Source organism: Flavobacteriales bacterium, from assembly GCA_025210295.1.
Lineage (GTDB): Bacteria > Bacteroidota > Bacteroidia > Flavobacteriales_D > Parvicellaceae > S010-51.
This window is the reverse complement of record JAOASC010000022.1, coordinates 1-20,195: the sequence shown is the minus strand read 5'-3', so window position 1 is coordinate 20,195 and position 20,195 is coordinate 1. Positions and strand designations below refer to the sequence as shown.

Sequence of the window (20,195 nt, the reverse complement as noted above, 5' to 3'; positions counted from 1 at the left end):
ATGAAAAGACTAAAATATATCCTACTCATCTTATTTGCTTATTCGAGCATTCAGCTGGGTTATGCACAAAAAACTGATCGAATCAAAACAATCGAAACAAGTTTAACATCGTATTCAAAGACTTATACCAAATTGAATAACGAAGTCGATTTATCAGTAAGTAACTCCTCATTAAAAGAGTTTATTAGAGGCATTGCACTAGCGAATGAATTAAATGTCACTATAGCGCCTGATATTACCAATACAATAACCAATAACTTTTCCAAGGCCAAAGTGCTTGATGTTTTCGTTTATTTATGTCAAGAATACGACTTAGAACTGGACATTATTGGAAGTATTATTTCATTTAAAAAGTATGTAAAGCCACTTCCTGTTGAAAAGCCTTATGTAAGAAAGAACCCTGATATTTCTTATAAAATCTCTAACGATTTCTTAAGCTTAAAATTAAAAAATGACACCCTTGATTATGTTGTTGAGTACATTACTGATGTTTCTGGAAAAAATGTAATCATGTCGCCCAAGGTCAAAGGAAAGATCGTCAGTGTATTTATCAAAAATAGACCGTTTGAAGAAGCATTAGATAAAATGGCATTATCTAATGGGTTAAAAATTTCTAAAACAACCGACAATTTCTATTTTGTTGAATTAGCGACCCTTGAAGAAGTTGCTCAAAACAATCATCGAAATACCAACAGACGTAACACCAATAATTCGGCTAACAACCCTAAAAACAAAACCAATAATTTACTGGTAGAATTTAAAGACTCTTTGGTTACTGTGGAAGCAAACAATGTAGAGATTCAAAAAATAATTGAAGAAGTTTCTGTACAATTAAAAGAAAACTATTTCTTATACGACACTCCAAAAGGAACAGCTAATCTTTACTTAGAAAATGCAACTTATGGAGAATTTTTATCCTATTTATTAAGTGGTTCCGACTATACCTTTAAACAAGATCAAGAGGTTTATTTAATTGGAAATCGAAATTCGGAATCGCTTCGACAAACCAAATTAATAGAACTTGAAAACAGAAGAATAGAAAATGTTTTAGATGCTATTCCCGCTAAGTTAAAAGAAGGGATTGAAATTTCTGAATTCATTGAATTAAATGGTCTTATTGTTTCGGGTTCAGCTATTGACTTAAGAGAGCTAGAAGAGTTCATTGAAATTATAGATGTGATTGTTCCTGTAATTACAATTGATGTAATTATTGCTGATGTGAGCGACTCTAAAACCCTATCGACTGGGATTCAAGCTGGTTTAGGGGAAAATCCAAATGGTCCTACTTCAGGGACAGTATCCCCAGGGGTTGACTTAAACCTTAGTACTGATGCCATTAATGATGTAGTAGAAGGCGTTAATGGTTTAGGAATTCTCAATTTAGGAAATGTTGCTCCCAACTTTTACCTTAGCCTTAAAGCGCTGGAGGAAGATGGAATTGTAAAAATAAAATCGACCCCTACTGTTGCGACACTTAACGGCCATGAAACTTCTATGAAAATCGGAGATCAACAGTATTATTTAGAAGTTAATAATCAAATAGTCAACAACCAAATCAGCCCTAATGTCTATCAGAGTCAACAATGGAAATCGGTAACGGCTGATTTATCAATTACAGTAACTCCAAGTGTATCCAAAGACGAACAAGTAACCTTAGATATTAAAGTTGAGCAATCTACTTTTACAACTAAAGTAGCAGAAACAGCTCCTCCTGGACAAACAACGAGAAGCTTTGAATCGTTGGTACGAGTACGAAATGGGGAAACCATCCTTCTTGGAGGGCTTGATGAAAATCAAAAGACAGCAACATCCTCTGGAATTCCTTTTATTTCAAGGATACCAGTTCTAAGGTCTATTTTTGGAAGCAGGTCAAAGAAGAAACTCAAGAAACAATTAACGATTTTTATAAAACCTACGATTTCTTACGAATAAATTGATGTTTAGCTTTTTAAAACATAGCAACTTTTTATCTAGCCGAGTACTCTCTGGCGTAGAAATTACAACTGGGAATACTCCTGTGTATTCCTATTGCCAAATCAAAAACTATTATGGCTCTATTTCTATTAAGAAAACTGGGGCATTAATCAATAACTTAGAAGAATTAAATCAATTAATTGGGAAGAACAAAGCCATACCTTTTAGTCCTAACCCACCTATTTGTTTGGCTGTTACTGGAAAGCAAGTTTTAATTAAATCTGTTATTGCTGATGAAGAAGAAGAGGATAATATTATTCTACAAAAAGCACTTCCTGGAGCCAAATCAGATCGTTTTTATGTTCAAAAATATTGGAATCATACGGGTTGGATGGTAGCGGTAATAAAAAAAGAAGTTTTAGATGACATTATCGACCAATTTGTAGCTGTAGGATTAGATTGTATTGAAGTAATTCTAGGACCTTTTGCGACTTTACCTTTAGTCGAAACTTCTCAACATTTACCGCACTATACACTTACCCATACAGAAAAAGGATATATCGTTACTCAACAACAAAATGAAGTTGGGAGAGCACTAACAATTGAAAACGAATCCATTGACTTTCAAAACATTATTGCTTTCTCTTCCGCTTTACAAAGTTTTTCGAAAGACCCCAATATAGAATTATGTTCTACAACTACGTTGACGAAAACTCAGCAAGAGGTTAAGTTTAACATTTATCAAATAGCTGTCCTTCGACTCTTCTTTATTTTAGTTTTGTTTATTACGTTAACCAATTATTTTCTAGGGCAAAAATATGAAGAAGCTTATGCTGAACTCAAAGAACAAACTAGCGACCAACAAGCTAAATTTAGTTTATACGAGCAAAAACAAAGTGAGTTGAATCAACAAATTAACATTTTAAAAACCACAGGGGTATCTTCTTACAATAGCTTTTCGATATACGCAGATCAAATTGCAGCATTAACTCCTCGATCGATTGCGCTATTAGAACTGAATATTGGCTTAATAGAAAACAAACTTAAAGCTGGAGAAAAACTAAAAATTAAGAAAAACGAAATCTACATAAAAGGAATTGCAGAACAGAGTATACAATTAAAAGAGTTCATCTTAAAGTTAGAGCAGGAAAAATGGATTGCTGAAAGTATTATTCAAAACTATAGTCAATCTGACCGCGAACACCCAGGATTATTTGAAATAAAAATTACACTTCATGAATAATCAAATTTCAAATAAAATATCATTTGTATTAATTGTAGTATTGGTACTCTTTTTTGGGAATTACATTTTCAAGAATACACTAGGGAATACCTTTAAATTAAAACAAGAATATGAAGAGCTATTACAATTATCCAATAACGATATTGATTATAATGCTCTATTGGTTAATGTAAAAGCCCAATCTAAAGAACTAGACCAACTCATTATCGACAAGGAAGTTCATGCTGGACAAATTCAACAGCTATTAATGGAGCAAATAGAACAGCTAAAAAAAGAATTTCCCATTAAAATAACTCGTGTTCCAGCTCCACATCAATACCAACAAGGACAATATACTGTGATTACAGGAGTTTTTGAACTAGAAGGGAGTTTCATTGACTTATTAAGCTTAATTCACCAATTAGAATCTCAATTTGATCAAGCGAATTTAGCTTCAATCCAATTTGAATTAAAACACAATCTTTTACACCATCAAAAAAAATTATATGCAACCGTCTATTTTCAAAACATTAAGAAGAATGCCTAGACTTATTGGACTATTATTATTAGTTGTCAGCCTTAGCGCTTGTAAGGATTTTTTCGAGAAAAATCTTGAAGAACAGTCAATTACATTGATTACTCCTGCCAACAACGCTATCTCTACCAACTTAAACATCACTTTCGACTGGGAAGATGTAGATGGTGCGACCAATTATCGTATGCTCATTGGTTGTCCATCATTGAATAACCCTAGTACGCTATACATAGATTCATCGCTAACACTATCAACAGTTCAGTACTCTCTATCCCCTGGTGAATATGAATGGAAAGTAAGAGCCGAAAACAATTCTTCAGAAACCAATTATAGCCCTACCATGCGCCTCGTAATCGATTCATCTTTTAATTTAAGTTCTCAAACAATCATCCTTTACGATCCCATTAATAATACCTACACCAATAATAATAACTTTAGTTTTACTTGGCAAGATTTATATGCGGCTGAAAATTATCAATTAACTTTAAAATCTGGAACAAACTGGAATACAGGAACCATTTTTTTAGACACTAACCTTACCACTACACAACTCGCTAATCCTATCAATTTACCAGAGGGAAAGTATAGTTGGTCTGTAAAAGGAATCAACAATTTACCCTCAGAAACCAACTATACAAGCAAATTCCTTATTAATATTGATTTAACGTCTCCAAATCGTCCCAACTTAGGTCTTCCCGACGCATCTACTGGCAACCTATACTCCGACAGTATTTATGAATTCACTTGGTCAAGAGCTGCCAACAATGGAACCGTACAGAGTACACTTTTTGACTCTATCTTTATTTATTCTGATACGATTCAAAACCCTACTGGTCGCTATGGTAGTCTACAACAAGACACCTCCTTAACCCTCCCAAATAACAGTGGCACTTACTACTGGACTGTAATAACGTATGATGCTGCTGGTAACCAATCTACTCAGCCTTATTTCCAATCATTTATTGTGCTTTAATGAATAAAAAAAACAAAACGATAGCATTAATTATTATTACCGTATTGGTATGGGGATACTCTGCTTTAGAGTGGATAGACTATATGGACGCTTCTGATGAAGAATATTCAACCCAAGTATCACAATACATTCCACAAGTTGCACCACTAAAGCTTAAACCTCAACAAAAAAGTGATTTACAACTCAACTATAGAGACCCTTTTTTAAACAAAAAGACTAAAAATAAAGTGACCGCTCAGGCACCTGTTTTTTCTTCAACAAATCGCCAACAAACAAGAACTCCCTCCCCTATTAAACCTAAAGAAACGACGGTTATCAAGTGGCCTAAAATAGTATATTCTGGGGTAATTAATAACCAGTTAGGACTCCTCAAAATCGATGATAAAGACTACCTTGTCAAAGCAGGTGATGTTAAAAATGAAGTCATCATCAACGAAATTTTTTCGGATAAAATTATCATCAGCTTTAAAGCAGAACAAAAAGAGTTTGAAAAAGAAAGCTAACCCCAAACAACCGTTCCTCAACTAGAAGTAGTTATTTTCTTTTAATACAATAAGCATCAATTGGAACCATCAATTCCGTTAGGATTCCTATTATGAAAAAACTTTTCTATTGACAACAGGTTCTAAACCAACTAACTTAGTTCCAGTTTCTTAAAAGAACTTTTGGATCTTTTATATAAACTATCTTCTACCTCAGAAAAAACAATTTTTATGGACAATCTCTTGCCCCCTACCACTACAGATACAAGAAGCATTAAATGATGTGACACTTGATTTTTCGATCTAAAATTGCTTAGGCTTTTTTACTTTCCTATTTCCCCCTAACACCGTGTAGCATATAACAGCTAACATAAGGCTTGGTGCTTTCCAATATGATTAGCTTTCTCTATTCTCTAAAAAATTAAACTCATGAAAAAATTATTCCCCCTATTTCTCCAGCTCTTGATCTCTATAAACTGTATTTCACAAACGTTTACTTGCAGTCCCAATGATTCTATTGTTCAGGATATTGATGCGAATTCAACGACCATTTTAAAAATAGATCAGCTCATTTCCTCCTCGGTTGATACTGTAAACCTAGAAATTGAGGTCGTTTATAATGATATTCCCAGCACTTGGGATGGACTACTGTGTATACAAGGATTTTGTATGGGATCTATTGTCCCTGTTGGAACAACAGCTCCTATGGTTCCAATTCACAGTAACTTGGATGGGTATACCCGACTAACTGTTAACCCTATGGGAAATACAGGAATGGTTAAATACAGAGTTTATGTTTATGACACTAATTTTCCTGATGATGGCGATACAGTCACGTGGTTATTAAATTCAGTAAATATGACTAGTGTCAAAGAAAATGCAACAAAGCCCATTCGTTTATTTCCAAATCCAGCTCAAGATTGGCTTTCGCTTTCACTCAGCCATCACGAGATAAATACGCTTCGCATTTTAAATACATTTGGACAAGTTGTTCAGCATCATACAGTCAACAATATTAACAATCTCGTCATCAATATTTCTGAGCTTCCAAAGGGGATATATACTATCCAAGCTGAAAGTCATCAAGGTTATGTGAACGCTCAACAATTTATCAAACAATGAAACGAATTATTTTCTTTTTTTTCATGATTACCAGCTGTATTCAAGCAGCTGTTATAGAAGAAAAACTATACATTTTAGGAGACTCCTTAGCCGTGAATAATGGAAGCAGTTTTCCCTACCTAACTTTTAACGCATCCAATTCATTCTCAATTAACAATCCAGTAATTGAGCTAGCTGTTAATGATGTTTTAGAATTGTGGATTGTCAATTTTGATTCGGTACCCCATAGTTTTGAAATCAAAGGGGTTTTAAATAGCACTCCGGTTATTCTTGCGGGAGATTCTATTCAAATCAATCATCAATTTACAGACATTGGCGCTTTCATTTACTATGATCCGACCAATTACCCTCAATATAGCTATGCAGGCTTAAGTGGGCTAATTGCTGTTCATGATTCACCCAACAATTTTTTCTGGAATTTAAAAACACATCAATCCAGTTGGAATACATCTAATCCAGTTGGAATACATCTATTTTAGGAGGAGGTGCTCCAGACTGGAACACCTATCAGCCTAATTATTATACCATTAACGGGAATAGTTACCCTGAAACCAACAACGATACGCTGGCTAGAATTACAGGAAATGTGGGAGACACCTTATCCCTTTTTATCAGTAACACGGGACAAAGCATTCACGCTTTACATTTCCACGGATATCACGCAACAATTAAATATTCTTCAAAAAACCCCAACCACCTAAACAGAAGTAAAGATACTTTTCCCATCTATAGCATGGAAACATTGATTTTGGAAATCATTCCTAATCAACCGGGAGAATACCCTATACACGACCACAACCTTGTTGCTGTAACAGGAAATGGACTGTACCCCAATGGAATGCTAACGACAATACTAATTTCCCCATAATGAAACAATTAACTATATTATTGCTATTACTACTATCCTATTTCACAACATACTCGCAAATTGATGTCTCAAAATTATTGATTTCCAAAATTGATGTTTTTAAACATTTTACTTTACCAGATGGAAACAAGATAAAACTGATGGGGTATACAGAACTTATCGGAAGTTTAATTGACCTCCCTGCTCCTACCCTTATATTTAATGAGGGAAATTCTGTCCGGTTAGATTTATGGAACCTTTCTCAAGGTCCTCCACATACAATACATCTACATGGATTAGATGTTAACCAACAAAATGATGGTGTTCCCATGACTTCTTACTCCATTGCTCATGATGATACAGCTAGTTATTATTTCAAAGCACCTCATCCAGGTACTTACCTTTATCACTGCCATGTTGTTTCTCCTATACATGTGCAAGCTGGAATGTATGGGCTAATAATTGTAAAACCCGCTAACGGAAGCAACACTACTTGGGATAACGGCTATTCATACGACAATGAAGCTGCATTTCTTCTATCGGAAATAGACACAACATGGCATCATGATACCATTTTAAATCACACAATGGAAGACAAAAGCACTCCTTTAACCTATATTCCTCAATATTTTCTGATTAATGGAAACGCTTCTTTTGGTGGTACAGCAGTTAATTATCACGCTAACGAAACCACCTATTTAAGATTTGCCAATATTGGAAATTTGGGAAATCAAATCGTATTACCTGAAGCACTTAACGCTCAAATCATATCTTCTGACGGCCGTCCATTACCCAATCCAGAAGCTAATGACACCATAATTGTTCTACCAGGAGAAAGGTATGGTGTCCTAATTGAACCAATTACTGAATTTCAAAACGTCATTCAAATTGAATATTTTAATTTGAATACAGAAAACAATATTGGACAGCAAACAATCCCCGTTAATATAGAAGGATTTTCAGATCACAATGAAAACGAAACAATACTTTCAAAAATAAAAACATATCCTGTTCCTAGTAATGGGCTCTGTTCTCTAGAATTCGAAATTAATCAAACACAAAATATCAATATTCAAGTCATGAACCTTTTAGGAAAACCTATCCTAAACAAACGATACACTGCCAAAGTTGGCCTTAATCAAACTTCCATTAACTTATCTAATCAAGCATCTGGAGTCTATTGGATTAAGATTCTACTGAATCAAAAAATATATACGCAAACACTAATCTTAAAATAAATTAGCTATGAAAAACGCAGCAACATTTATCCTCATCCTTTTTTTGGGAGTAACTATTCAAGCTCAAACCAATGTGGAATTAACCATGACACATGAGTTTCAAGGACAAGCATTCTCGTATGGTCAACTATATACCAACACAGATGGAAAAGTAGTTAAATTCAGTAGGGTTCAGTATTACCTCTCTGGGATGTCTTTTACCCATGACGGAGGTCAAACGACTCCATTAACGGATCAATATGTACTAGGTAGCGCTAATATTTCAAACTACGACTTAGGAACGCACAGTTTAACAAGTTTAGAAGCGTTTAATTTTAATTTAGGTGTTGATGCTGCAGCAAATGGTTCAGGGACGAGTAACTATTCTGCTCCACACCCTTTAGCTTCCCAATCACCATCTATGGATTGGGGCTGGCCATCTGGCTACTTCTTTATTGTGATTGATGGAATGGTAGATTCTAATAACGATGGGGTTCCTAATAAAGCTTTCCAGTTTCATGCTTTAGGAAATCACCTTTTAAGGCCTGTTTCGGTAAATATATCTGCTACTGATAACGGAGGTACAATAACAATGCAAATGTATGCAAACATTGCAGACTGGATTCAAAACATAGACCTTGTCTCCAATGGAATTCAACATAATGGAGGTTCAATTAATTCTGAAATATGTGATAATACTAACGACTATACAGTATTTAGTGCGAGCCCAACTGTAGGTTTTTCAGAAATTACCAACACGCCTAATCATTTGTTTGTAGATTATACAATTGCCTATGCTCCAACAATATATTACACCTTTCACACCAACGAAAAGTTGACAGTCATCATTACTGACAGCAATGGTAAAATCGTTTTATTAAAAGACAACCTTATTTCAGAAGGTAATTTCTTTATCAACAAAGAACTTCCTGATGGATTTTACGTTGCGACTTTTACGGATGGTAAATCAACCAAAGAAAGCATCAAATTTACTGTCAATAATTATTAATCTTAACTAGTCCCCCCTTTTGGTATTAAAAGGACTCTTTTTTTCTATGATGAAACTATTTTTATCACTGATAATTTTGCTTGCATTAGTCAGTTCTACTATTGCTTTCAAATCTCAATACAACTATAGAAAAGTTGCTATTTATCAAAAAAACGAAACAGTTGATAGTCTTGCAGCTATCCAATTAGGCAGACATTTGTTTTACGATCCCATCTTATCAAGAGATTCAAGTATCTCGTGTTCCTCCTGTCATCAACAACATTTAGCGTTTACTGATGGTTTAAAAAAAAGCATAGGAATAAAAGGACAGCGAGTAAGTCGAAACTCACCTACTCTTGTTAATTTTAAAAACCAAACATCATTTTTGTTAGACGGTGTTAACCCATCTCTTCAAGCTCAAACCCTTGTTCCCATTCAAGAACATAAAGAGTTTGACTTTCATATTTTATTGCTGGTTGAACGACTAAAGAACAGTAACTTTTATAATCAACTCAGTAAAAAAGCATACGGAATTGAACCCAACGAATATGTTTATGCACATTCTATCGCCTCTTTTGAAAAAACACTCATTAGCAAAAACGCTCCATTTGATCAATTTCAAAAAGGAGTTCAAAATGCTTTAAATGAATCTGAAAAAAATGGGTTAGAAATTTTTACTCAAAAGCTTTACTGTACGAAATGTCATTCTGGAAACAACTTTACAAACTACAGTTTAACCAATAATGGTCTTTATAAAGTATATGCTGATTCTGGTAGAATGCGACTTACAGAATTAGAAAAAGACAGAGCCATTTTTAAAACACCCTCTCTAAGAAACATAGGGATAACAGCTCCTTATATGCATGATGGCAGTATAGCTACTTTACGAGAAGTTATTGAACATTACGCTTCAGGAGGAAAAAATCATAAACACCAAAGTGATTTTATTCAACCTTTTACATTGACACCGAAAGAAAAACTGGACCTCATTAATTTTTTACATTCGTTAACAGACCAAAAGTTTATCACTAACCCTAATTTTTCAAATCCTTTTTAGCTCTTTCAAAAAAAGGACTTCATCACTAATTACTGTTAAAATTTGTAGCAAGTAACGACAAACAAAAAAGGCCTGACAAAGTCAGACCTCTTTTTCTCTTGCGGACAGTGAGGGATTCGAACCCCCGTTACCTTTCGGTAAACCGGTTTTCAAGACCGGCGCATTCGACCACTCTGCCAACTATCCGTTTCATTAGCGATGGCAAAGATACTAACTTTATTCTAATCTGCAACATTTTTTTTCAAAAAAAATCATTTTTCGTTTTTTACAATGTTGCTTCAATCTTTTCAATAAAAGCTAACGCTTTGTCTTTCAGCTGAAAAACACCAGGTTTCTCCATCGGGATATGTCCACAATTTTCTAAATACATCATTTCTTTTTCACAAGCAAGGCGATCATAAAACGGTTCAGAGATCTCCCACGGGATAATAAAATCTTTCTCAGGTTGGAAAAAAAACAAAGGACAGTTTTTAAACTCCTCTGGTTCTATCGCAGGCTTCGCTTCAAATAATGTTCTTAAAAACTTTAAATAAACCCATGATCCAGATCCTACTTTATCTTTCTTTAACTTTTTAACAAAGGTTTGATCATTGGCCATTGCCCACATTTTGGTTGTAATTTTTATCGGCACCTTTACATTATCAGTTAATGTTTTTAATGCTCCTAGAGTTTTAGCTCCAGTTTTCCCTAAAAATTCGTTTTTTGACAATTGAATTTGTACTCTTGGATCTGCTGTATCGGCTAAGCTAGAAACCAGAATCCCCTTAATATTTTTATTTAAGCATGCTGCATGGTAAGCAAGCATTCCCCCTAAACTTATGCCACAAAGAATAATGGACTTCCCATCTTTTTCCATCTCAGCGTTAACCAGAGCATCAACTAGTTCGACCCAAGTATTATAACTGTTAGGTTTTCTAATTTCCGTTAAACCAAATCCTGGCATATCAGGAGCGACACACTCATAACCCAATCCACTTAGCACGACTCCCATGGGAGCCATCAACCGACCGTTTCCTCCTCCTCCATGTACAAGAAGAATTTTAACTTTTTTATTATTAACCTCTGGGATATAACGATCTAGATGTACAGAATACTCCTCCCACTCCCAATAAGTTTCTATTGGTTGAGTTTTTTCATCTATCCTAAACTCTTGAGGATAATAAGCTTGGAACTCTTTCCAAGCAGGATAATCATTGTACGTTTTTTTTGCTCCCATCTTACTTTGTTAAATGTTTCAGGTTTAGTCCATATAGTAATACAAAAATTCCTGAAAAAATAAGTCCAGAAATAATTGTTGCAGTAGTTATAAAATTATCAGCAGGATAGAAAGTATAGAAAATAACTAAAAAACCTATTTGGCAAGCAAGATATATCCAAAAACCAATTCTTTTTAAATTAAACATCAATAAAGCTGCAAAGCCTTCTATTAAGTATAAAATGATGTTACTGAGGTTCATTGGGTACATATTTTCTATTGAGGCAAGCACAAAAGTCTTATAATCTTTCATATAAATCATCATTGGGCTATTATCTGGGACACTATCAAAAACAGCCATACTTTGTTCTAGCTGATCAGCAGAGTTCCCAATATTTATTAATGCAAAAACACCACTTAAAACGGTTGTTCCCACTGCAATCCAAGTTAACACAATTAGTACCGTCAAAAAAACTGGTCGTTGATTTTGATCATCATCAAAGGTAAAATCATCCAGTTCGTCATTTAATGTATCTCCACTCATAAGTTTTCTTTTTTTACAAAATACATAAAAACTAAAATTAATAACAAATAAAATAACCAATAACCCTAAATTGTTAATAAATTGACTAATAACTCTTCTAATAGTTTTCGTTCCTTCAAATGTTTTACATTAAATTTGTCGATTAGTCCTAAATAGGATAAGTTTTTTTAATTTGATTATTAACACGAGAAAATGAAATTTATAGTATCAAGTACAGCTTTGTTAAAACAACTACAAGCTGTTGGAGGAGTTCTAAACAGCTCTAATACATTACCAATATTGGATAACTTTTTGTTTGAGATTAACGAAAAAGAATTGACCATATCAGCTTCTGATTTAGAAACAACGATGACTACGAATATCGAAATAGAAGCTAAAGAAACTGGAAGTGTAGCTGTTCCAGCAAAACTATTGATGGATATTTTGAAAACATTCCCAGATCATCCGTTAACATTTTTAATTGATGATAATACCTATGCTATTGAAATTGCTTCTGATTACGGGAAGTATAAACTAAGCGGTTACAATGGGGATGAATTTCCAAAAGTTCCAGTTTTAGAGGATCCTTCATCTGTAACATTGAACGCTAATATTCTTCAAAGAGCGGTTGAAAAAACAATCTTTGCAGCAGGAAATGATGACTTAAGACCTGTAATGAGTGGAGTTTTCTTCCAATTAGAGACAGACAGCATGACATTTGTGGCTACTGATGCTCATAAATTGGTTCGTTATAAAAGAAAAGATGTAAAAGCTGATAAAGCAGCATCATTTATTGTACCTAAAAAACCAATGACATTAATAAAGAATTTATTAAATAATTCTGAAGGAGATGTAACGGTTCAGTACAATGAAAGTAATGCTCAGTTTGAATTTGGAAACTTTAAATTAGTTTGCCGTTTAATTGATGGTAAGTACCCTAATTACGAAGCGGTAATTCCTAATGAAAACCCTAATAGAATGACAATTGATAGAAAATCATTATTAAGTTCTATTAAAAGGGTCGCTATTTTTGCGAATAAAACAACGCATCAAGTTCGTTTACAAATCAACAATAGTAAACTAGTTTTGAATGCAGAAGATTTAGATTTTGCTAATGCTGCTAATGAAAGATTAGCTTGTTCTTATGAAGGTGATGAAATGGAAATTGGTTTTAACTCTCGTTTTATTTTAGAAATGTTAAACAATATTGACTCAGAATCAATCGTATTAGAACTAAGTGCTCCTAACAGAGCTGGAATTCTTCTACCTGAAGAACCAGAAGATGAGGGAGAAGATATCTTAATGCTTGTGATGCCAGTAATGCTTAATCATTAATATCGTGTAATCAACACCTAATATATTCAAGCGATTTTCTTCTCATGGAAAATCGCTTTTTTTATGCCTCTAAAAAAATAAATAAATTGTAAATTTGTAATTCATAAATAAACTAAAACCTATATACAATGCCAAAAGCAATATATAATGTACCGTTTCCGGTAAATGAACCAGTTAATGCTTATGCCCCAAATACTCCTGAAAAAGAGTCTTTAATCGCTAAGTATAACGAAATGTTTAACCAAGAGCCTATTGATGTACCTATGTATATTGGAGGAAAAGAGGTTAGAACAGCTGATAAAAAACCAATGAGTCCTCCACATGATCACCAACACGTTTTGGGACATTTTAATTATGGAACTGCTCAACACGTTCACGATGCAATTGATGCTGCTTTAACAGCTAAAGAGGACTGGGCTAATCTACCTTGGGAACATAGAGCTGCAATCTTTTTAAAAGCTGCTGATTTATTGGCTGGACCTTTTAGAGACAAAATGAATGCTGCAACGATGTTGGCGCAATCTAAAAATGTTATGCAAGCAGAAATTGATGCTGCATGTGAACTTATTGACTTTTTACGTTTTAATGTTGCCTATATGCAACAAATCTATGCTGAACAACCAGAGTCTTCTGATGGAATTTGGAATAGATTAGAGTATAGACCTTTGGAAGGTTTTGTATTTGCGATTACTCCTTTTAATTTCACCGCAATATCAGCTAACCTTCCAGCTTCAGCTGCAATGATGGGAAATACTGTAGTATGGAAACCAGCAGATTCTCAAGTATATTCCGCACAAGTTATTATGGAACTTTTTAAAGAGGCTGGTGTTCCTGATGGAGTAATCAACATGATTACAGTAGACGGACCTGTAGCTGGAGATATTGTTTTTAAGCATAAAGACTTTGCTGGACTTCACTTCACAGGGTCTACAGGAGTTTTCAGACATCTGTGGCAAGAAATTGGCGCTAACTTAGCTAACTACAGAACTTATCCAAGAATTGTTGGAGAAACAGGAGGAAAAGACTTTATTGTTGCTCACCACTCTTCTCATGCCAAACAAGTAGCAACTGCTATTAGTAGAGGAGCTTTTGAATTCCAAGGTCAAAAATGTTCTGCTGCATCAAGAGTTTATTTACCTTCTAATTTATCAGATGAAGTTTTAGCATTTGTAAAAGAAGACGTTGCTTCATTTAAAATGGGTTCACCTGGAGATACCAACAACTTTATTACTGCTGTTATTGATGAAAGAGCTTTTGATAAAATCGCTTCATACATTGACTATATTAAAGAAAGTAAAGATGCTGAGATCTTGATTGGTGGTGGATATGATAAATCTAAAGGATATTTTATCGAACCAACAGTTGTTGTAACCTCAAATCCTAACTACAGAACAATGGAAGAAGAAATCTTTGGCCCTGTAGTAACTATTTACGTTTACGATAAAGATCAATTCTCTGAGACATTAAAACTAGTAGATGAAACTTCTGAATACGCTTTAACAGGCTCTATTTTCTCACAAGATCGTTACGCTATTGATGAAGCAACAAAAACATTAGTAAATGCAGCTGGAAACTTCTATATCAATGACAAACCAACTGGAGCTGTTGTAGGACAACAACCATTTGGTGGGGCTAGAGGATCTGGTACAAATGATAAAGCAGGATCATACCTTAACTTAATCCGTTGGGTATCTCCTCGAACAATAAAAGAAACATTTGTTCCTCCTACAGATTACAGATATGCATTTTTAGGAGAATAAGTAATGGTTATAATTTAACTAATAAGGCGATAGTTTAAACTATCGCCTTTTTGTTTTTAAAATAATTATTCTGACCAAATTGCTAATTCATTTCCAGACGGATCCAAAAATTGCAATCTTCTACCACCAGGAAATGAAAAAATTGGTCTAGTTATGACAGTCTTTAATTGCTTTAGCTTCCCTAAAATTTCTTCTAAATTACGGTGATATAAGACTACAAGTACTCCGTTTTGAATCTCTTCATCTGTAAGTTCAAACCCTCCATCTATTCCCGCTCCTGAAAAAGCGATATACCTGTCTCCATAAGCTTTAAACTCCCAACCAAACAATTGCGAATAAAACTGTCTAGTTGCTTCCAAGTCTGTAGATTTAAACTCAATATAATTAATCAATGTATTGTTCATCTTCTTTTTTGATGATTAAGTTAATCAAAAAGAATTGTACAGTTCTTTTTTATCTGGTTAATTTTGTAATGATGTGACACTTGTCACCACTAATCAAAAGATAAAACAATTATTTTGGACTAAATTTTGATAATTTTACAGCTATGAAACAGTTTTTATTTACAGTTATTATTATTTTAACTTCAACTTTTCTTTGGGCTCAAAACCCTCAAGGGTTCGATGCTATGTGTAACGGTTATATTGAAGGAACTGTTCCTTTAGCAACCCCAAAACAAGTCCATAGAATGATGAATAACACAGCTATTATTATCTTAGACGCTAGAGAAACTAAAGAATATAATACGAGTCATATCAAAGGAGCTATAAAAGTTGGTTATGATCACTTTAATATGGCTTCAGTACAAAACTTAGATCATACCCTACCTGTTTATGTCTATTGTTCGATAGGATATCGTAGTGAAAAAGTTGGAGAACAGCTACAAAAGGCAGGTTTCAAAAAAGTTTATAATGTATATGGAGGTATTTTTAATTGGGCCAACTCTGGTTATACTTTAGTTGATGAAAATGGTAAAGCTACAACTAAAGTTCATGGATATAATAATGACTGGAGCCAATGGCTTAACACTGAAAAATGTACTAAGGTAATAGACTGACCCAAGTACTGGTCTATCACTTAATACGTGAATAGCTTCAGTATTTTATTAATAACTATTTATTCTTTTAGACTCTTAGCATTGATAAAACTTTGTTACTTTCGTAAAGTAAAGCCCCATTTTATTTATGATTGAACAAGCCCAAAAAGTACTAGAGCAACATTTCGGTTATTCCCAATTTAGACCTCAACAAGAGGCTATTATAGCCAATGTATTAGCCCAAAAAGACACCCTAGTCTTAATGCCTACCGGAGGTGGTAAATCTATTTGTTTTCAGATTCCAGCTTTACTATTCGACGGAGTAGCGATTGTTATTTCTCCTTTGATATCTCTAATGAAAGATCAGGTAGAAAGCTTAAGAGCTAATGGTATTAAAGCAGCTTATTTTAATAGTTCTCTAGATCCTGTTCAAGAACGGAAAGTAATAGAAGATGCGATTGATGGAGCGATTAAATTACTTTATATTTCTCCTGAAAAACTATTTACAATAACTGATAATTGGTTAAAGGATGTAAAGGTCTCAATGTTTGCTATAGACGAAGCACACTGCGTTTCAATGTGGGGGCATGATTTTAGACCAGAATATACCCAATTAAGTTCAGTAAGAAAACAGTTTAAGACTGTTCCGTTTATTGCACTTACAGCCACAGCAGATAAGACTACTAGAAAAGATATTATCAAACAATTAGGGCTTTTTAAGACCACAATATTCCTTTCTTCTTTTAATCGTTCTAACCTAAGTTTAGAAGTAAGAGCAAATGTTCCTAAAAAGAAAAAAATAAAAGAAATAATTTCTTTTATCGAAAATCGTCCCAATCAATCAGGTATAATCTATTGCTTGAGCCGAAAACAAACGGAGGAAATAGCTAAGGAATTAAAAGCCTATCATATAGAAGCGGAAGCCTATCATGCTGGCTTATCTGCTCAAAAGAGAGCACGAATACAAGAAGACTTTATTAACGATGACTTATCGATTATAACGGCAACAATAGCCTTTGGTATGGGAATTGACAAATCGAATGTTAGATGGGTCATTCATAATAACCTCCCTAAAAATATAGAAGGTTATTATCAAGAAATTGGAAGAGCTGGTAGAGATGGTTTACCTAGTACCACTGTAATGTACTATAATTTAAGAGATTTAATGGTATTAAAACGATTTGCTAGTGGTAGTGAACAAACTCCCATTTATACTGAAAAGCTAAATCGAATGCTCAATTATGCTGAAGCTACATCTTGCAGAAGAAAAATTCTTCTAGCCTACTTTAGTGAGGACTTAAAACAAGACTGTGGTAACTGTGATGTTTGTAAAAACCCTCCTCAATTCTTAGATGGGACTATCCTTGCTCAAAAAGCACTTTCTGCAGTAAGAAGAACCAATCAAGAAATAGGGACAAACATGCTCATTAACATCCTAAGGGGAAGTGCTAATCAAGAACTATATAGTAAAGGCTATCAAAATATTAAAACCTATGGTGTAGGCAGTGACATTAGTTTTAAAGATTGGCAACATTACATCACTCAACTCATCAATATTGGGGTAATGGAAATTGCTTATGACGAGGGATTTAGATTAAAAATCACCAATTTTGGTAATGAAGTATTATTTAAAAATAGAAAAGTCAAAGTTACACAAGCCATTGATCGGGCTATCAAGGCAAAAGAGCAAAAGAAAAAAGCAAAAAAACTGACCAAACAAGAGCAACTGTTTGAAGAGTTACGTCAGTTAAGAGCTTCTATTGCCAAAAAACAAGGTGTTCCAGCTTATATTGTTTTCCATGATGCTACGCTACACCAAATAGCTTTGGAATTACCAACCTCTGAAGAAGACCTGCTCACAATTCAAGGGATTAATCAAGTTAAAGTTGAACGTTATGCAACTCCTTTTCTAGAGCTTATTCAAGCTTATAAGGATCAACAAATGAATACATTTGAAGTAACCTATCGCTTTTATCAACAAGGAATATCTCCTGAGCAAATAGCAGAAGAGCGCGGCTTAAGTATGACGACTATTTTTTCTCATTTAGCCAAGCTATATAGTGATGGAAAAAATATTGATTTATCTATTTATGTCAACGATAATGAAGTTCAGCAAATTCGTCAAGCCTACTTAGAAATCAAAACCCTCAATTCTTTAAAACCTTATTTTGAATTTTTTAATGAAAAAATGCCTTATTATAAAATTAGATTAGGCTTGACTATTATTGTAAAAGAATTAGCATTGTAAATTTATGAACAGGAATTTAATCTTATACATCGCTATGAGTTTGGACGGCTACATAGCAACACAAGACGATGATTTATCGTGGTTATCTATAGCTGAAAAAGAAGGCGAGGACTACGGTTACTCAGCTTTTAACCAAACTATTGACACTTATATTGTAGGCAGAAAAACCTATGATATTGTTTTAAAATTAACGGGAGGTGAGTTCCCTCAAGGAAAGCAACATCAGTGTTATGTTATAACCAGAACACCTAAAGCTCCTGAAAATGGTGTCACTTTTTATACAGAAGACTTATCACAATTAATTCATCAGTTAAAACAAGAGTCTGGAAAAAATATTTATTGCGATGGAGGTGCTGAAATTGTTCGTTTATTAATGAAAGAAAACTTAATTGATGAATACATCATCTCTGTCATGCCTATCCTTTTAGGAGATGGAAAAAGGTTATTTAAAGGAGGAACTCCACCCACTCATATTGAATTATTGTCTAGCAAAAATTTTGATACTGGAGTTGTTCAATTGCACTATAAAAAGAAATAATTGAACGCAAATGTTTATCTTTGTTTAAATCAAATACGTTATGTCTTCAGTAATTCATCATAAAAAAGCAAGAGAGTTTGGAAGTCTAGAAATTCTAGCAAAACAAGCTGTAGAAGGGTTTATTACTGGATTACATAAAAGTCCCTATCATGGCTTCAGTGTAGAATTCGCAGAACACCGCTTATACAACAAAGGAGAATCCACAAAACATATTGATTGGAAACTCTATGGAAGAACAGAAAGGCTATTTGTTAAGCGCTATGAAGAGGAAACGAATTTAAGATGTCAGCTTGTAATTGACACTTCTTCTTCCATGTACTTCCCTACTGAAAATTACAATAAAATTGAATTTTCTATCGACACTGCAGCAGCCTTAATTTATTTATTAAGAACGCAAAGAGATGCTGTAGGACTTTCGCTATTTGATGAACAGACTTCGCTTCATACGCCATGTAAATCAAGTATTACCCACCAACGTTTTCTGTTTTCGGAATTAGAAAAAAAGTGGCATAACTACAATAAAAATACTTTAACAACAACTAATATTGTTGATGCATTACACCAAGTAGCAGAACAAACACATAAAAGATCTTTGATTGTCATTTTTAGTGATATTATGGATTCTGCCAACAATAATGATGAACTATATTCTGCTTTACAACATTTAAAACACAGAAACCATGAAGTCATTATTTTTCACACCATCGATAAAAGTAAAGAGTTAGCCCTCAACTATGGGAACTCACCATATACTTTTGTTGATATGGAAACTGGTGAAGAAGTAAAACTTAATCCATACCAAATCAAACAAACTTACCAAAAGCAATTTGAAGAAAACCAAAGAGCAATTAAGCTTAAATGCGGTCAGTACCATATTGACTATGTTTTAGCAGATATTAACGCTGGCTTTGATAATGTTCTCCTACAATATTTAATCAAACGAAAAAAAATGAATTAATTTTTTGTTTTTTGTTTGGTATTTAAATAAAATCAACTATTTTTGCACACGCAAGTCAGAAATGACAAAGCAAAATAACCAAGGTCTGGTAGTTCAGTTGGTTAGAATACCTGCCTGTCACGCAGGGGGTCGCGGGTTCGAGTCCCGTCCAGACCGCAGAAAGCTTCATCATATCGATGGAGCTTTTTTTATGCTTAAAACTTCGTAGAATGAACAGTTAGAATATCCCGATTATCATCGGGAGA

The 20,195-nt window shown here is 34.0% G+C and carries 20 protein-coding genes and 2 tRNA genes; 18 read left to right on the top strand and 4 right to left on the bottom strand.

Annotation, left to right across the window (positions count from 1 at the left end; all coding sequences use genetic code 11):
- From N4A35_06905 to N4A35_06855, 11 genes are all read left to right on the top strand, one after another.
- On the top strand, positions 1–1,932 hold the full coding sequence (locus tag N4A35_06905) for a type II and III secretion system protein (GenBank protein MCT4581130.1): 1,932 nt from the start codon (positions 1–3) through the stop codon (positions 1,930–1,932).
- Positions 1,933–1,936: 4 nt separating this feature from the next.
- Positions 1,937–3,157, top strand: a complete 1,221-nt coding sequence (locus tag N4A35_06900; protein MCT4581129.1) for a hypothetical protein — start codon at positions 1,937–1,939, stop codon at positions 3,155–3,157.
- Positions 3,150–3,683, top strand: a complete 534-nt coding sequence (locus N4A35_06895) for a hypothetical protein (GenBank protein ID MCT4581128.1) — start codon at positions 3,150–3,152, stop codon at positions 3,681–3,683. The genes N4A35_06900 and N4A35_06895 overlap by 8 nt, the downstream gene beginning before the upstream one ends.
- Entirely contained in the window at positions 3,676–4,644 is a 969-nt protein-coding gene (locus N4A35_06890; protein ID MCT4581127.1) for a hypothetical protein, read from the top strand. The genes N4A35_06895 and N4A35_06890 overlap by 8 nt, the downstream gene beginning before the upstream one ends.
- Positions 4,644–5,147 (top strand): hypothetical protein, encoded by a 504-nt coding sequence (locus tag N4A35_06885; protein ID MCT4581126.1) that lies wholly within the window; start codon positions 4,644–4,646, stop codon positions 5,145–5,147. Before N4A35_06890 ends, N4A35_06885 begins: the two co-directional genes overlap by 1 nt.
- Positions 5,148–5,555: 408 nt before the next feature.
- Positions 5,556–6,248 carry a T9SS type A sorting domain-containing protein gene (locus tag N4A35_06880; protein ID MCT4581125.1) on the top strand — a complete coding sequence of 231 codons (693 nt, stop codon included), beginning with the start codon at positions 5,556–5,558 and terminating at the stop codon, positions 6,246–6,248.
- Complete coding sequence (locus tag N4A35_06875) at positions 6,245–6,727, top strand: hypothetical protein (GenBank protein MCT4581124.1); 483 nt, start codon at positions 6,245–6,247, stop codon at positions 6,725–6,727. Before N4A35_06880 ends, N4A35_06875 begins: the two co-directional genes overlap by 4 nt.
- Positions 6,728–6,774: 47 nt before the next feature.
- Positions 6,775–7,116 carry a multicopper oxidase domain-containing protein gene (locus N4A35_06870; GenBank protein MCT4581123.1) on the top strand — a complete coding sequence of 114 codons (342 nt, stop codon included), beginning with the start codon at positions 6,775–6,777 and terminating at the stop codon, positions 7,114–7,116.
- Positions 7,116–8,333: a multicopper oxidase domain-containing protein gene (locus N4A35_06865; protein ID MCT4581122.1), complete on the top strand. Its 1,218-nt coding sequence runs from the start codon at positions 7,116–7,118 to the stop codon at positions 8,331–8,333. The genes N4A35_06870 and N4A35_06865 overlap by 1 nt, the downstream gene beginning before the upstream one ends.
- 7 nt (positions 8,334–8,340) lie before the next feature.
- On the top strand, positions 8,341–9,321 hold the full coding sequence (locus N4A35_06860; GenBank protein MCT4581121.1) for a T9SS type A sorting domain-containing protein: 981 nt from the start codon (positions 8,341–8,343) through the stop codon (positions 9,319–9,321).
- Positions 9,322–9,367: 46 nt separating this feature from the next.
- Positions 9,368–10,357 (top strand): cytochrome-c peroxidase, encoded by a 990-nt coding sequence (locus tag N4A35_06855; protein MCT4581120.1) that lies wholly within the window; start codon positions 9,368–9,370, stop codon positions 10,355–10,357.
- Between the two features lie 101 nt (positions 10,358–10,458).
- On the opposite strand, the gene N4A35_06850 is transcribed toward N4A35_06855, so the two are convergent.
- The 3 genes from N4A35_06850 to N4A35_06840 form a co-directional block, all read right to left on the bottom strand.
- A tRNA-Ser gene (locus N4A35_06850) sits at positions 10,459–10,543 on the bottom strand.
- A 79-nt stretch (positions 10,544–10,622) separates the two neighbouring features.
- Positions 10,623–11,573 carry an alpha/beta hydrolase gene (locus tag N4A35_06845; protein ID MCT4581119.1) on the bottom strand — a complete coding sequence of 317 codons (951 nt, stop codon included), beginning with the start codon at positions 11,571–11,573 and terminating at the stop codon, positions 10,623–10,625.
- 1 nt (position 11,574) lies between these two features.
- Positions 11,575–12,096, bottom strand: a complete 522-nt coding sequence (locus N4A35_06840; protein MCT4581118.1) for a hypothetical protein — start codon at positions 12,094–12,096, stop codon at positions 11,575–11,577.
- Between the two features lie 192 nt (positions 12,097–12,288).
- On the opposite strand from N4A35_06840, the gene dnaN reads away from it, so the two are divergent.
- Together dnaN and pruA are read left to right on the top strand one after the other, a co-directional pair.
- Positions 12,289–13,410 carry a DNA polymerase III subunit beta gene (gene dnaN, locus N4A35_06835; protein ID MCT4581117.1) on the top strand — a complete coding sequence of 374 codons (1,122 nt, stop codon included), beginning with the start codon at positions 12,289–12,291 and terminating at the stop codon, positions 13,408–13,410.
- Between the two features lie 128 nt (positions 13,411–13,538).
- Positions 13,539–15,170, top strand: coding sequence for an L-glutamate gamma-semialdehyde dehydrogenase (pruA, locus tag N4A35_06830; protein ID MCT4581116.1), 1,632 nt, complete (start codon positions 13,539–13,541; stop codon positions 15,168–15,170).
- Positions 15,171–15,235: 65 nt separating this feature from the next.
- Here pruA and N4A35_06825 read toward each other — a convergent pair whose 3' ends face one another.
- Positions 15,236–15,574, bottom strand: coding sequence for a VOC family protein (locus N4A35_06825; protein MCT4581115.1), 339 nt, complete (start codon positions 15,572–15,574; stop codon positions 15,236–15,238).
- 143 nt (positions 15,575–15,717) lie between these two features.
- Between N4A35_06825 and N4A35_06820 the strand changes: the two genes are divergently transcribed.
- From N4A35_06820 to N4A35_06800, 5 genes are all read left to right on the top strand, one after another.
- On the top strand, positions 15,718–16,227 hold the full coding sequence (locus tag N4A35_06820; protein ID MCT4581114.1) for a rhodanese-like domain-containing protein: 510 nt from the start codon (positions 15,718–15,720) through the stop codon (positions 16,225–16,227).
- A gap of 127 nt (positions 16,228–16,354) precedes the next feature.
- A complete protein-coding gene (gene recQ / locus N4A35_06815; GenBank protein MCT4581113.1) occupies positions 16,355–18,454 on the top strand; it encodes a DNA helicase RecQ in 2,100 nt (699 codons plus the stop codon).
- Positions 18,455–18,458: 4 nt separating this feature from the next.
- Complete coding sequence (locus N4A35_06810) at positions 18,459–18,992, top strand: dihydrofolate reductase family protein (protein ID MCT4581112.1); 534 nt, start codon at positions 18,459–18,461, stop codon at positions 18,990–18,992.
- A gap of 40 nt (positions 18,993–19,032) precedes the next feature.
- The gene (locus N4A35_06805; GenBank protein MCT4581111.1) at positions 19,033–19,950 is read left to right on the top strand and encodes a DUF58 domain-containing protein; all 918 of its coding nucleotides are present in this window, start codon (positions 19,033–19,035) and stop codon (positions 19,948–19,950) included.
- 82 nt (positions 19,951–20,032) lie between these two features.
- Positions 20,033–20,106: transfer RNA gene (locus tag N4A35_06800), tRNA-Asp, on the top strand.
- Positions 20,107–20,195: the final 89 nt, after the last annotated feature.